Genomic DNA, 13,492 nt, shown 5'->3' on the forward strand with positions numbered 1-13,492 from the left:
CCGCATGCCACGGCCACCGCCACCGCCCGCTGCCTTGATGATGACCGGATAACCGATCATTTTGGCAATCCGCTTGATCTGGACCGGATCGTCTGGCAGTTCACCTTCGGAGCCGGGCACACAGGGCACGCCCGCCTTGATCATGGCTTGTTTGGCCGACACCTTGTCACCCATGATGCGGATCGATTCCGGTGTAGGGCCAATGAACTGGAAGCCACTGCGTTCCACTCGCTCGGCAAAGTCAGCGTTCTCACTCAAAAAACCATAGCCAGGGTGAATGGCTTCTGCATCGGTGACCTCGGCGGACGAAATAATGGCCGGCATGTTGAGGTAGCTTAGCGCGGAAGATGCCGGTCCGATGCACACAGCCTCTTCAGCCAGCTTGACGTACTTGGCATCGCGATCAGCTTCCGAGTACACCATGACGGCCTGAACACCCAACTCACGGCAGGCACGTTGGATCCGTAAAGCGATTTCGCCTCGGTTGGCAACCAGAATTTTTTTAAACATGAATGCGCCTGACCTTAATCAATGATGAAGAGCGGTTGACCGTATTCCACCGCTTGACCGTTATCAGCCAATATGCGTCGCACGGTCCCGCTCTTGTCAGATTCAATTTCATTGAGGATTTTCATAGCCTCAATGATGCAAAGGGTCTCACCCTCCTTGACATTGTCGCCAACCTCGACAAAAGACTTGGCGCCCGGTGAGGCAGAACGATAAAAAGTTCCCACCATCGGTGACTTGACGGTATGGCCGGTTTCAGCCGGCACCGCAACCACGACAGGGGCTGCCTCAGGCGCAGCGACAGGCACGGCGCCCGGTGCATGCGTTGCAGATGGGTTATGAGAAGCAAAGTTCTGAGTCGCTGCCCCACCCCCTTTGACAATGCGAATTTTGCCTTCTGCTTCAGTGATTTCAAGCTCGGAGACATTCGATTCCGAGACCAGGTCGATCAGGGTTTTGAGTTTTCTGAGGTCCATGGGGGGCTCCAACGAAAATAGGTAACTGCCAACAGAAATTCACTTGGATTTTCGATAAATTGCAATCAATTTTCGACAAAACAAGCTAACTAGACATTATTTTACATTTTCTTTACAACGTCAATCCGACTGGCAAGCGCTCCCAAAGACGCAGATCATCAACTGTCAACTTGCCCATTTTACGATGGACGATTTGACCGGTCGAATCAAATACCACGGTAAACGGCAAGGCGCCAGATAAATTCCCCAGCGATCGACTGATCTCTATTCCAGGGAAACCGGCCAAAGCGACGGAGAAAGACAGCGGCGATCGAGCCAGAAAGCGGGTCACGGGCGCAGCCTGATCCACTGCCAAACCCAATACTTGCCAACCTTTTGTCTTGTTTTGTTGAAAAAAATTGTTAATTAACGGCAGTTCTTCAACACAGGGTGGACACCAGGTTGCCCAAAAATTCAACACCAACGGATGGCCTTTGAAGGTACTTGTCGCCAGTACAACCCCGTCCAACTGAGCGAATTGTTGCCCCCAAAAATGATTTTCAGCCTCTTGCAGCGCCTGTGACTGACGCCTGGTCGTACGCAAGGCCAAGCCTGCACCGACACCAGCCAAAGCCAACCCGACCGCGGCGGCAAGCATGCCGCGCCGTGATGTAGTACGCGAGACGCTCATACAGTCAGTTGCAACAGCAAGCATTGCACGGCCTTTGCATCACCCCGCGGCGCACGGCCTTTGGCATCTGGCTTAAGCGCACCACGCACATCATCAAAGTCATAAATCATCAGATGCACCCCTATATCCTCATTCAACTCCGCACAAAACGTGTGCACGCTCAAGGCCTCTACCGGCTCGCCTTTGAAGCCTGAGACCGTGCGCGCCACATAACTCACCCGCTGGTCAATCAATGCAATTTCAGCCGATTTGCTGTCGTCACAAAATAACTGCAGGTAAATATCCGACTTTCTAGTGGCAGTGCCATGCCACACCGCACCACCCAAGTGAGGGCGAAACTCAGACAAGCGCGCCATCCAGTCCAACGCCAGGCGCCTCAAGGCCTGCAACTCATGCGGCTGGGTGTCGGCACAAAACACCTCAATGTAATCCATGACGGCATCTTCCAATACCTCGTTGGATGGCAATGATCCGCGCCCACTCAGACCCAGCGCTTTGACCGCACGACGCTTGGCTGGGCCGTACTCCAAACCCTCCTCCACCACCCAACGGGCGGCTTGCGCCGCAATTTCAGATTGATCATCAGTCATAGAGGGTGCATTTTGCCCTGATTGAGTTCCACCAGACCCGTCAAGGGAATGCGCCCGGCGCAACATGGCGGCCCGCCTAAAATCACACCATGCATATTCATATTCTTGGCATCTGCGGCACCTTCATGGGAGGACTTGCTGCCCTGGCGCGCGAAGCAGGCCACAAAGTGACCGGCTGTGACGCTGGCGTTTACCCCCCCATGAGCGACCAGTTACGCGCCTTGGGGATTGACCTGATGGAAGGTTATGGCGCCGATCAACTGGCACTCAAGCCAGACATGTATGTGGTCGGTAATGTGGTCAGCCGCGCCCGCTTGCATGATGGCACCCCCAAATTCCCGCTGATGGAAGCCATTCTCGACGCCGGCCTGCCCTACACCAGCGGCCCCCAATGGCTGGCCGAGCATGTATTGCAGGGACGCCATGTGATCGCCATTGCCGGCACCCACGGTAAAACCACCACCACCGCCATGACCAGCTGGATTCTGGAACTTGCCGGCTTGCAACCCGGCTTTTTGGTTGGCGGCGTGCCGCTGAACTTTGGCGTCTCTGCCCGCCTGGGCCAGGGCCGGGCCTTTGCCATTGAGGCCGATGAATATGACACCGCCTTTTTTGACAAACGCAGCAAGTTCGTGCATTACCGGCCGCGCACCGCCGTGCTGAACAACCTGGAGTTTGATCACGCCGACATTTTTGACGATCTGGCTGCCATTGAGCGGCAATTCCACCATTTGCTGCGCACCGTGCCCGGTGCCGGCGCGCATGGCAGCGGCCGGATCGTGGTCAACGGCCTCGAAGAGAGTCTGGCGCGCGTGCTGCACATGGGCTGCTGGAGCGAGGTGCGCAGCTTTGGCGCAACGGTCAGCGACTTCACTGCGCGGGGTGAAGCGCAGGACTTCGACGTGTTATTTGAAGGCAAATCCGTCGGCCACGTGACATGGCCACTGACAGGCAGCCACAACCAGCTCAACGCCCTGGCAGCCATAGCCGCCGCCGAACACCTGGGCGTTGACCCGCAGCTTGCTGCGCAGGCACTGGGCAGCTTCGAAAACGTGAAACGCCGTATGGAGTTGCGCGGCACGGTCAAGACCGCGAGCGGGAACATCACCGTTTACGACGACTTCGCCCACCACCCCACGGCCATTCGCACCACCGTGGATGGCCTGCGCCGGACACTCAAGGCGGGCGAACGCATTCTGGCGGTATTTGAGCCGCGCTCCAACACCATGAAACTGGGCACCATGAAGTCGCAGTTGCCCTGGAGTCTGGAACAGGCCGATCTGGCTTTTTGTCACAGCGCCGGCCTGGATTGGGATGCCAACGAAGTGCTGGCGACCATGGGCGCACGGGCCGCGGCAACCGACAACATCGACACCCTGGTCAGGCAGGTCAGCCAGACCGCCCGGGGGGGAGATCACATCCTGTGCATGAGCAATGGCGGCTTTTCCGGGGTTCACGCCAAGCTGCTTCAGGCACTGCAAAGTAAATAGCGACGCGTAACGACCGGATTATTGCCAGAGGCCCCTGAAGACCTCTGGCTGTTGTTAACGAGCGCGCCGTGCCAACACGGCTTTTGACAGCACGTCCAGGCATTCCAGCGAATCATCCCAGCCCAAACAGGCATCGGTGATGCTTTTGCCAAATTCGAGCTTGCCGGATTTATCCTTGCCCGGCGTGAACTTTTGCGCACCAGCCTGCAGGTGGCTTTCAACCATGACGCCGAACACCTGGTGTGAGCCCGCCTTGATTTGATTGGCAATGTCGCGCGCCACCTCCAGTTGCTTCTCGTGTTGCTTGCTGCTGTTGGCGTGACTGCAGTCCACCATCAGGGTGGCTGGCAGTTTGGCTTTTTCCAGTTCTGCACAAGCCGCCGCGACACTCGCCGCGTCATAGTTGGGCGTTTTGCCACCGCGCAAAATCACGTGGCAGTCCTTGTTGCCATGGGTTTGCACAATCGCCACCTGGCCGTTCTTGTGAACTGACAAAAAGTGGTGGCCGCCGGCAGCGGCCTGAATCGCATCGGTGGCAATTTTGATGTTGCCGTCGGTGCCATTCTTGAAGCCAATCGGCGCTGACAGACCGGAAGCCAGTTCGCGATGGACCTGGCTCTCGGTGGTGCGGGCGCCAATCGCGCCCCACGCGATCAGGTCGCCCAGATACTGGGGAGAGATCACATCCAGGAATTCACTACCGGCGGGCAAGCCCAGACGGTTGATCTCGATGAGCAATTGGCGGGCGATGCGCAGGCCCTCGTCGATGCGGAAGGATTCGTCCAGGTAGGGGTCGTTGATCAGGCCTTTCCAGCCGACGGTAGTGCGCGGTTTCTCAAAGTACACGCGCATCACAATTTCCAGCGAGTCAGCGTACTTGTCGCGCTGCTCCTTCAGCCGGCGTGCGTACTCAATGGCCGCCACCGGGTCGTGAATCGAGCACGGACCAATGATCACCAACAGCCGGTCATCCTTGCCCGCCATGATCTGGTGAATATGCCGCCTTGTGCTGCTGATCATCTTTTCCACTGGCGTGCCCTGAATCGGAAAGAAGCGGATCAAATGCTCTGGCGGCGGCAACACGGTGATGTCCTTGATACGTTCGTTGTCGGTCTGACCAGTACGGTCAGTGGCGGGACTTGGCACGTGGGTACCCCAGGCATCTTTATCAGCAGTGACTTTGGCATTCATGGACGGCATCCTCATAGAGTTGAAACAAAAGCACATAAAAAAACCGCCGGGGTTGCCGGCGGTTTTTGGAGGATCAGGACGTTTATTTCAGGTACGTTCAGAACTCTCTACCGCCTGCGGCGCTTGAGAACCAAAAGTAGCCAAAGAAAAAGTGCACTGATGTCATGGGATTGGAATGTAGCACATTCAGATCAGTCCAACTGACAGGGCTGATCTCGCACCGTGTCATCAGGCCGTGCCACCCACCGTCAGACCATCGATGCGCAGCGTGGGTTGACCCACGCCAACCGGCACACTCTGCCCCTCTTTGCCGCAAGTGCCGACCCCGCTGTCGAGCTTCATGTCGTTGCCGATCATGCTGACGCGCTTCAGGACTTCAGGTCCGCTACCGACCAGCGTTGCGCCCTTGACCGGGTACAGGATTTTGCCGTTTTCCACCCAGTAAGCCTGGCTCGCCGAGAACACGAACTTGCCCGAGGTGATGTCCACCTGGCCACCGCCGAAGTTGGTGGCGTACAGGCCCTTCTTGATACTGGCCACGATTTCTTCAGGGGCCTTGTCACCGCCCAGCATGTAGGTATTGGTCATGCGCGGAATCGGTACGTGAGCGTAGCTTTCACGCCGCCCGTTCCCGGTGGGCTTGACGCCCATCAGGCGGGCGTTCATGGCATCCTGGATGTAGCCCTTGAGAATACCGTCCTCAATCAGCACATTGCGGCCGCTGGCGTTGCCTTCGTCATCGACATTGAGCGAACCGCGCCGGTCACTGAGGGTGCCGTCATCCAGCACGGTCACCCCTTTGGCGGCCACGCGCTGGCCAATTCGGCCACTGAAAGCACTCGACCCCTTGCGATTGAAATCGCCTTCAAGCCCGTGACCGATGGCTTCGTGCAACAGAATACCAGGCCAGCCTGCGCCCAGCACAACCGTCATTTCACCAGCAGGCGCGGGTCGCGCCTCCAGATTGGTGAGCGCTGCCGAGACCGCTTCATCGACATACTGACCGATCAGTGCGTCATCAAAATAGGCAAAACCAAAACGGCCACCGCCCCCGGCCGAACCCACCTCTCGACGGCCTTGTTGTTCGGTGATCACGGTCACACTCAGGCGCACCAGCGGACGCACATCGGCGGCAAGCGTGCCGTCGGCGCGCGCCACCAGCACCACGTCGTATTCAGCCGCCAGCCCCGCCATGACTTGCGCCACGCGTGGATCTTTGGCGCGTGCCAGTTGCTCTACCTTCTCCAGCAGCTTGACCTTGGCGGTGCTGTCCAGACTGGCAATGGGGTCCAGACCGTTGTACAGGGAGCGGGAAGAAGCAATTTTTTTAGCGGGCACCCGCACCCGCCCGGCCTGGGCGATGCTGGCGATTGACCGCACGGTCCGGGCCGCATCGAGCAGCGAAGCTTCGGAAATGTCGTCCGAATAGGCAAAGGCGGTTTTTTCACCACTCACCGCACGCACGCCAACACCCTGGTCAATGGAGAATGAGCCGGTCTTGACAATGCCTTCTTCAAGGCTCCAGCCCTCTGAGCGGGTGTACTGGAAATAAAGGTCAGCTTCATCCACCCGGTGGTGCGCCTTGATCTCGGCCAGCGCGCGCGCCAAGTGGGATTCGTCCAGCCCGAAGGGGGTGAGCAACAGGGACTTGGCAACTGCCAGGCGTTCAAGGGTGGGTTCGCGTGAAATCATCGCGCGATTCTAGGGCTTGGGGTCAAAATGCGTGGCTGGCGCGCGGCTCAACCTCACGAACCGTGCAGCATCAGAAGCTACGACTGCACCAACCGCTTGGATTTGGCAATCGACATCAAAATGCCCAGCCCCAGGCCGAGGGTGACCATGGCCGTGCCGCCGTAGCTGATGAACGGCAACGGCACCCCCACCACCGGCAAAATGCCACTGACCATACCCATGTTGACGAAGGCGTAGCAAAAGAAAATCATCGCCATCGCCCCGCCCAGCAGGCGGGTGAACACGGTGGGCGCCTCCAGCGCAATCACCAGCGCGCGCAGCACCAAGAAGATGAAGGCGGCAATCAGCAGCAAATTGCCAAACAGGCCAAACTCTTCGGAGAACGCGGCAAAAATAAAGTCGGTGGTGCGCTCCGGGATGAACTCCAGATGGGTCTGTGTCCCCTGCATGAAGCCCTTGCCCCAAAAGCCACCCGAACCAATCGCGATCATGCCCTGAATGATGTGAAAGCCCTTCCCCAAAGGATCACGACCCGGGTCCAACAGCGTGCACACGCGCTGCTGCTGGTACTCGTGCAGCAGGGGCCAACGGACACCGTCGGCACACAACTCGGGCTCGAACACCACCAGCAAGGAGATGCCCAGCAAGCCCAGAACCAACGGCGGGGCCACCAGTTTCCAGCTCAAGCCGGCAAAAAAGATCACCGACAGTCCGGCCGCCAATACCAGCAGCGAGGTACCCAAATCAGGTTGTTTCATGATCAGCCCAACTGGCAACATCAACAACAGTCCCGCCACCAGAAAATCCAGCGGCCGCAATTGGCCCTCGCGCTTCTGAAACCACCAGGCCAGCATCAACGGCATGGCAATCTTCAGAATCTCACTGGGCTGAATGGTCACACCGACGTTGAGCCAGCGCCTGGCACCTTTTTTGGTCACACCAAACACCGCCACGGCAATCAGCAGCGCCACACCCAAAATGTAGATGGGCACCGCCAGGGTCAACAGGTGTTGCGGTGGAATTTGCGCCACAACGAACATGATGAAGCCGGCGATCAGCATGTTGCGCGCATGGTCTTCAAAGCGCGTGCCATGGTCGTAGCCGGAGGAATACATGGTCAGCAAACCACCGCATACCAGGATGAAAACGGCAAAAGCCAGCGGGCCGTCAAAACCGGAAAACCAGGGTGACAGGCGGCGCAACAGGGAAGGACGTTCAAAAACCAGCGACATGAGCGTGATTATCGCGGGGTGCAGTCAGGCGGTGACACCCTCAAGGGTATCGTTACCGGACCGTCGTTCACCAGGTACACCTGCATGTCGGCTGCAAACTGGCCGGTTTGCACGACGGGGTGTGCCGCCTGGGCTTGTTTTACAAAATACGCATACAAACGCCGACCTTCGTCAGGTGCCGCAGCAGTCGTGAAACTGGGCCGGTTGCCGCCTGAGGCGTCGGCCGCCAGCGTGAACTGGCTCACCACCAGCAAACCGCCCAGTTGCCCCTGACCATCGATGTTTTGCACGCTGTGGTTCATCTTGCCAGCCGCATCGCTGAAAATTCTCAATTTCAGGATTTTGGCCAGCAGTTTGTCACCTTGCGCCTCTGTGTCACAGTGCTCAGCGCACAGGAATACCAGCAGACCAGGGCCAATTTCACCGACCACGCGACCGGCCACTTCAACCCGGGCGTGTCGCACCCGCTGCAGCAAGGCCATCATGATGGCGCCGTCAGACAGCCGGGCTGCGACTTGACAATCCCTTTCACGTGAGGCTCAAGACAGTGTCACGCGGGCAAACTTGCGTTTCCCGACTTGCAGTACGTACGTACCCGCGCCCAGCTTGAGTCCCTTGTCACTCACGACACCCGAATCCAACCGAACACCGCCGCCATCAATCAGGCGATTGCCTTCACCGCTGGACGCCGCCAGACCCGTGGCCTTTAACAAAGCACCAATGCCCAACGCAACACCACCCTCGTCCAAAGGCAAGCGAACTTCGGCAATCTCGTCAGGAACACCACCCTTGCTGCGATTAATGAAGTCCTGCTCGGCCGCATCCGCCGCCGCGCTGGAGTGGAAGCGCGTGGTGATCTCTTTGGCCAACGCCACCTTGACTTCTTTGGGGTTGCGCCCGGCCAGCACATCAGCCTTCAGGGCAGCAATGTCGGCTTCCGACTTGAAACTCAGCAGCGTGTACCAGCGCCACATCAGCACGTCGGAGATGCTCAGAACCTTGGCAAACATGGTGTTGGCATCCTCGGAAATACCAATGTAGTTGCCCTTGCTCTTGGACATTTTCTCAATGCCGTCCAGGCCTTCAAGCAGGGGCATGGTCAAAATGCATTGTGGCTCCTGCCCGTATTCGGCTTGCAGGTGGCGCCCCATCAACAAATTAAATTTCTGATCGGTCCCCCCCAGTTCCAGGTCGCTCCGCAAAGCCACGCTGTCGTACCCCTGCATCAGCGGGTACAGGAACTCGTGCACGCTGATGGGTGTGCCGGCATGGAAGCGGTCATGAAAGTCGTTGCGCTCCATCATGCGCGCCACGGTATAGCGCGATGCCAGTTCGATCATGCCGCGCGAACCCAATGTGTCGCCCCACTCGCTGTTGTAACGAATCTCGGTTCTGGACGGGTCCAGCACCATCGATGCCTGACGGTAATAGGTTTCGGCGTTAATCTCAATTTGCTCGCGGGTCAGCGGTGGGCGCGTGTTATTGCGGCCGGACGGATCCCCGATCAGCGTGGTGAAATCGCCAATCAAGAAGATCACGGTGTGCCCCAAATCCTGCAACTGGCGCAGCTTGTTGAGCACCACCGTATGGCCTATGTGGATATCCGGGGCCGTCGGATCCAGCCCGAGTTTGATGCGCAACGGGGTACGGGTCGCCTCTGAGCGCGCCAGTTTCTTGAGCCAATCCTCCTGAGGAATCAGTTCTTCACAGCCGCGCAGGGTAACCGCCAAAGCCTCCTGGATACGATCTGACACAGAAAATTGAGGTGGTTTGGCATTGGTCATAAGGGTTTTTCTGGATGCGGCCGATCGGGCAGGGTTTATACTCTACAGCAGTTTTTTTAGACTGATTTTACGTTGGCAACCCGGCCTATTTTTTCTTGCCTGTTGCTTCTTTCAGACAAGCCTCATTCCAGGACTCTCTTTTGTTCAAGCAACTTTTTGCCATCGGCCAGGTTTTTGCAAACACTGCTGCCCATTTGCTAAAGCAGCACCCCAAGCGTGTCACAGCCGTCGTGGCGGCCTTGTTGCTGAGCGGCGGCGGCGGTGCTTTTGCCGTGGCTTCACTGGGCCCGGATGCCGCTGATTTACCCGTGCGCGAAATACTCGAAACAGTGCAGCCCCTGGCATTCACGGACTATATCCAAGACACCAGCCCAGCGTATGTGCTCTACCGCACCGATAACACGCGCAGCAGCGACACCGCTGACACCCTGCTCAAACGCCTGGGCATTGACGACACACAGGCTGCCGCTTACCTGCGCAACGACGACAGCGCACGACAGATCTTGCTCGGCCGCAGTGGCCGTCAAATTACCGTCGAAGCGCTGAACGACCAACGCCTGCAAAAACTCACCGCCCGCTGGAGCACCGACACCGACGGTCAATTCCAACGGCTGGTCATTGAGCGCAAAGACAATGGTTTCAGCACACGTCTGGAAACGGCCGCCCTGAGCGCCAGCAGCAAGCTGGCCAGCGGCACCATTCAGAATTCATTGTTCGCAGCCACTGATGAAGCCAAGATTCCCGATGCCATCGCCTCACAATTGGCCGAAATTTTTTCGGGGGACATCGACTTTCGCCGCGAGTTGCGCAAAGGCGACCGCTTTTCCGTGGTCTATGAAACCCTGGAAGGCGATGGCGAGCCACTGCGCACCGGCCGCGTGCTGAGCGCCGAATTTGTCAATGCAGGCAAGACCCATCAGGCCATGTGGTTCGACGAACCCATTGCCGGACAAGCACACGGTAGCACGCAGGCAGGCAGCCCGAGCCACAAGGGCGGTTACTACACGCTTGATGGCCAAAGCTTGCGCCGCGCATTTTTGAGCTCACCAGTCGCCTATTCGCGCATCAGCAGTGGGTTTGCCATGCGCTTTCATCCAGTGCTCAAACAAATGCGCGCCCATCTGGGCACGGACTTCGCGGCCAGCACCGGCACACCTGCGCGCACCGTCGGCGACGGCGTGGTGACATTTTCAGGCGTTCAAAATGGCTATGGCAACGTTGTTTTCATCAAGCACCGTGGCGAAACCGAAACCGTGTATGCCCACTTGAGCAAACTGCTGGTGCGCCGTGGCGACAAGGTAAGCCAAGGCCAAACCATTGGTCTGGTTGGTTCGACTGGCTGGGCGACCGGCCCTCACCTGCACTTCGAGGTGCGCAACAACGGCGTGCAGCAGGACCCCATGAAAGTAGCCCAAACGAGCGAGACCGTTCCTGTCACTGCAGCAGTCAAGCCCGTTTTTGACAAATTGGCGCAACAAGCCAGGGTCGCATTGGCCGCTGCCGCCACCATGGAAGTGACCAGCGCGCAATAATTAGCTTCCCTGCGGCATCTCGTGACAGCGTTATTCATCGGCCTGATGTCAGGCACCTCGCTGGACGGGGTCGATGGTGTCCTGGCAGACTTCAGCACCACCCCAATCACTGTTCGAGCCCATGCCAGTGCCGCACTTGAACCCGACCTGAAGGCGGAGTTGCTGGCACTCAACCAGTCTGGCATCAATGAACTGCATCGCGCCGCCCTGGCCGCCAACACGCTCATGCGGGTCTATGCCAGCGTGGTGAAGCAATTGCTGGCCATGTCTGGCCTTGCGCCCGGGCAGATCACGGCCATCGGAGCACACGGTCAAACCGTGCGCCACCAGCCCCAATTGCACGATGGCACCGGCTACACGCTGCAATTGGCCAATCCAGCCCTTCTGGCCGAACTCACCGGCATCGATATCGTCGCTGACTTCCGGAGCCGTGATGTCGCCGCAGGCGGCCAGGGCGCGCCCCTGGTGCCCGCCTTTCACCAAGCTGTGTTTGGCAAAGCAGGCCAAACCACGGCTGTGCTTAATATTGGCGGCATGGCCAATCTCACGGTCTTGGGCCCTGCGCTGACGGATGATGTGCTCGGCTTTGATTGCGGCCCCGGCAACGCCTTGATGGATGCCTGGTGCCAGCGCCATCGTGGTCTTCCATTTGATGCTGGCGGCACTTGGGCCGCCAGCGGCCAAGTGCATGCCAACTTGTTGAGCACCATGTTGGCCGAACATTTTTTTGCTTTGCTGCCGCCGAAAAGTACGGGGAGGGACTTGTTCAGCCCTGACTGGCTTGAACTGCAACTCAAAGACTTTCCCGATGTGACGCCCGTCGATGTTCTGGCCACATTAACCGAATTGACTGCGAGCACTTGCGCCGCATGCGTCCAAACTTATGGGTCGAAGAGCAAACAACTGATCGTTTGTGGGGGCGGCGCCTTCAATGCATACTTGATGGCGCGCCTTCAGGCGCTCCTGCCCGATACGGCGGTCGTCCGCTCGGATACCCACGGCTTACCATCACAACAAGTTGAGGCCACCGCCTTTGCCTGGCTGGCCAGCAAAACGATCCGGCGCGAAACCCTGGATCTAAAAAGCATCACGGGCACCCGAGGTGCCCGTGTCTTGGGTGCAATCTACCCAGCCTGAGCCGGGGGACGTGCACTGTTTGATCAGGAGAAGCTTGAGCCGCAACCACAGGTGGTGGTGGCATTGGGGTTCTTAATGACGAACTGCGCGCCTTGCAGGTCTTCCTTGTAGTCGATCTCTGCACCCACCAAATACTGGTAGCTCATGGCATCAATCAACAGCGATACCCCGTTCTTGGTCATGGTGGTGTCATCGTCGTTGGTGATTTCATCAAATGTGAAGCCATATTGAAAGCCCGAGCAACCGCCGCCTTGCACAAACACGCGCAGCTTCAGGTCAGGGTTGCCTTCTTCTGCAATCAGGTCAGCCACTTTGGCCGCCGCACTGTCGGTAAACAAAATCGGGGCGGGCATTTCAGTTTGAATGTCTTCGGCAACAGCGCTCATGAATTTCTCCGTTAATTGGAATTGACGAAATGGTACAGTAATTCGATCAAGTTTTGTCGCACCCGTGATTAGTCGCTAGTTTCAGTGTGGGTTTTTCTTCCGCCTCAAGTTGCACACGAAAGGCAAGATGCAAACAGCCGCCAGAATTTGCATTCGGGCGGCTGTTTGTTTGGCAGCGAAAATTAACGTTTGCTGAACTGCTTGCGACGGCGGGCACCGTGCAAACCGACCTTCTTACGTTCCACTTCACGGGCATCGCGGGTCACAAAACCGGCTTTGCTCAGCTCGGACTTGAGTGTTGCGTCGTAGTCGATCAGGGCACGGGTGATACCGTGGCGCACCGCGCCAGCTTGACCGGACTCACCGCCGCCTGCCACATTGACCATGATGTCAAAGGTTTCAGCGTGGTTGGTCAGCATCAGCGGCTGTTTGCAGATCATGATCGAAGTTTCACGGCCAAAGAACTTTTGAATGTCTTTGCCGTTGACGACGATTTGGCCGGAGCCTTTTTTCAGGAAAACACGGGCGACGCTTGATTTGCGACGGCCGGTACCGTTGTTCCATTCACCAATCATTGAGAGCTCCTTAAAGTACCAACACTTTGGGTTGCTGGGCAGTGTGCGGGTGCTCAGCACCACCGTACACCTTGAGCTTCTTGATCATGGCGTAGCCCAGAGGGCCTTTAGGCAACATGCCCTTGACGGCTTTTTCCAAAGCGCGGCCAGGGAATTTGGCTTGCATGTCACGGAAGTTGGTGGAACTGATGCCGCCCGGGTAACCGGAGTGGCTGTAGTAGACCTTGTCC

Annotated in this window: 15 protein-coding genes; 3 read left to right on the forward strand and 12 right to left on the reverse strand. The window is 57.8% G+C overall.

Annotated features, from left to right (window positions below):
* The 4 genes from NDI87_RS12515 to NDI87_RS12530 all read right to left on the reverse strand — a co-directional run.
* Positions 1 to 510: biotin carboxylase N-terminal domain-containing protein (locus NDI87_RS12515; protein WP_296275601.1), on the reverse strand; the 510-nt coding region annotated here is incomplete at its 3' end.
* A gap of 14 nt (positions 511 to 524) precedes the next feature.
* Complete coding sequence (gene accB / locus NDI87_RS12520) at positions 525 to 983, reverse strand: acetyl-CoA carboxylase biotin carboxyl carrier protein (protein ID WP_296275602.1); 459 nt, start codon at positions 981 to 983, stop codon at positions 525 to 527.
* Between the two features lie 112 nt (positions 984 to 1,095).
* Complete coding sequence (locus tag NDI87_RS12525) at positions 1,096 to 1,620, reverse strand: TlpA disulfide reductase family protein (protein WP_296275604.1); 525 nt, start codon at positions 1,618 to 1,620, stop codon at positions 1,096 to 1,098.
* A gap of 29 nt (positions 1,621 to 1,649) precedes the next feature.
* Complete coding sequence (locus tag NDI87_RS12530) at positions 1,650 to 2,243, reverse strand: hypothetical protein (RefSeq protein WP_296275617.1); 594 nt, start codon at positions 2,241 to 2,243, stop codon at positions 1,650 to 1,652.
* Between the two features lie 89 nt (positions 2,244 to 2,332).
* Between NDI87_RS12530 and mpl the strand changes: the two genes are divergently transcribed.
* Positions 2,333 to 3,733 (forward strand): UDP-N-acetylmuramate:L-alanyl-gamma-D-glutamyl-meso-diaminopimelate ligase, encoded by a 1,401-nt coding sequence (mpl, locus tag NDI87_RS12535; RefSeq protein WP_296275605.1) that lies wholly within the window; start codon positions 2,333 to 2,335, stop codon positions 3,731 to 3,733.
* A 54-nt stretch (positions 3,734 to 3,787) separates the two neighbouring features.
* On the opposite strand, the gene NDI87_RS12540 is transcribed toward mpl, so the two are convergent.
* The 5 genes from NDI87_RS12540 to tyrS all read right to left on the reverse strand — a co-directional run bounded on the left by NDI87_RS12540 (position 3,788) and on the right by tyrS (position 9,632).
* Positions 3,788 to 4,924, reverse strand: a complete 1,137-nt coding sequence (locus NDI87_RS12540) for a 3-deoxy-7-phosphoheptulonate synthase (protein WP_296275606.1) — start codon at positions 4,922 to 4,924, stop codon at positions 3,788 to 3,790.
* 228 nt (positions 4,925 to 5,152) lie between these two features.
* Positions 5,153 to 6,616 carry a metalloprotease TldD gene (gene tldD, locus NDI87_RS12545; protein WP_296275607.1) on the reverse strand — a complete coding sequence of 488 codons (1,464 nt, stop codon included), beginning with the start codon at positions 6,614 to 6,616 and terminating at the stop codon, positions 5,153 to 5,155.
* Between the two features lie 77 nt (positions 6,617 to 6,693).
* Positions 6,694 to 7,848, reverse strand: coding sequence for a rod shape-determining protein RodA (rodA, locus tag NDI87_RS12550; RefSeq protein WP_296275608.1), 1,155 nt, complete (start codon positions 7,846 to 7,848; stop codon positions 6,694 to 6,696).
* An 8-nt stretch (positions 7,849 to 7,856) separates the two neighbouring features.
* Complete coding sequence (dtd, locus tag NDI87_RS12555; RefSeq protein WP_296275609.1) at positions 7,857 to 8,333, reverse strand: D-aminoacyl-tRNA deacylase; 477 nt, start codon at positions 8,331 to 8,333, stop codon at positions 7,857 to 7,859.
* Between the two features lie 54 nt (positions 8,334 to 8,387).
* Positions 8,388 to 9,632, reverse strand: a complete 1,245-nt coding sequence (gene tyrS / locus NDI87_RS12560) for a tyrosine--tRNA ligase (RefSeq protein ID WP_296275612.1) — start codon at positions 9,630 to 9,632, stop codon at positions 8,388 to 8,390.
* 140 nt (positions 9,633 to 9,772) lie between these two features.
* Here tyrS and NDI87_RS12565 point away from each other — a divergent pair, with 140 nt between their 5' ends.
* Entirely contained in the window at positions 9,773 to 11,164 is a 1,392-nt protein-coding gene (locus NDI87_RS12565) for a M23 family metallopeptidase (protein WP_296275613.1), read from the forward strand.
* A gap of 21 nt (positions 11,165 to 11,185) precedes the next feature.
* The gene (locus NDI87_RS12570; RefSeq protein ID WP_296275615.1) at positions 11,186 to 12,301 is read left to right on the forward strand and encodes an anhydro-N-acetylmuramic acid kinase; all 1,116 of its coding nucleotides are present in this window, start codon (positions 11,186 to 11,188) and stop codon (positions 12,299 to 12,301) included.
* 23 nt (positions 12,302 to 12,324) lie between these two features.
* Here NDI87_RS12570 and erpA read toward each other — a convergent pair whose 3' ends face one another.
* The 3 genes from erpA to NDI87_RS12585 all read right to left on the reverse strand — a co-directional run.
* Entirely contained in the window at positions 12,325 to 12,687 is a 363-nt protein-coding gene (erpA, locus tag NDI87_RS12575; protein ID WP_296162992.1) for an iron-sulfur cluster insertion protein ErpA, read from the reverse strand.
* 182 nt (positions 12,688 to 12,869) lie between these two features.
* Positions 12,870 to 13,262, reverse strand: coding sequence for a 30S ribosomal protein S9 (gene rpsI / locus NDI87_RS12580; RefSeq protein ID WP_078366577.1), 393 nt, complete (start codon positions 13,260 to 13,262; stop codon positions 12,870 to 12,872).
* 10 nt (positions 13,263 to 13,272) lie between these two features.
* Positions 13,273 to 13,492: uL13 family ribosomal protein (locus tag NDI87_RS12585; protein ID WP_296275616.1), on the reverse strand; the 220-nt coding region annotated here is incomplete at its 5' end.

This window comes from Rhodoferax sp., assembly GCF_023701345.1.
Taxonomy (GTDB): Bacteria; Pseudomonadota; Gammaproteobacteria; order Burkholderiales; family Burkholderiaceae_C; genus Rhodoferax.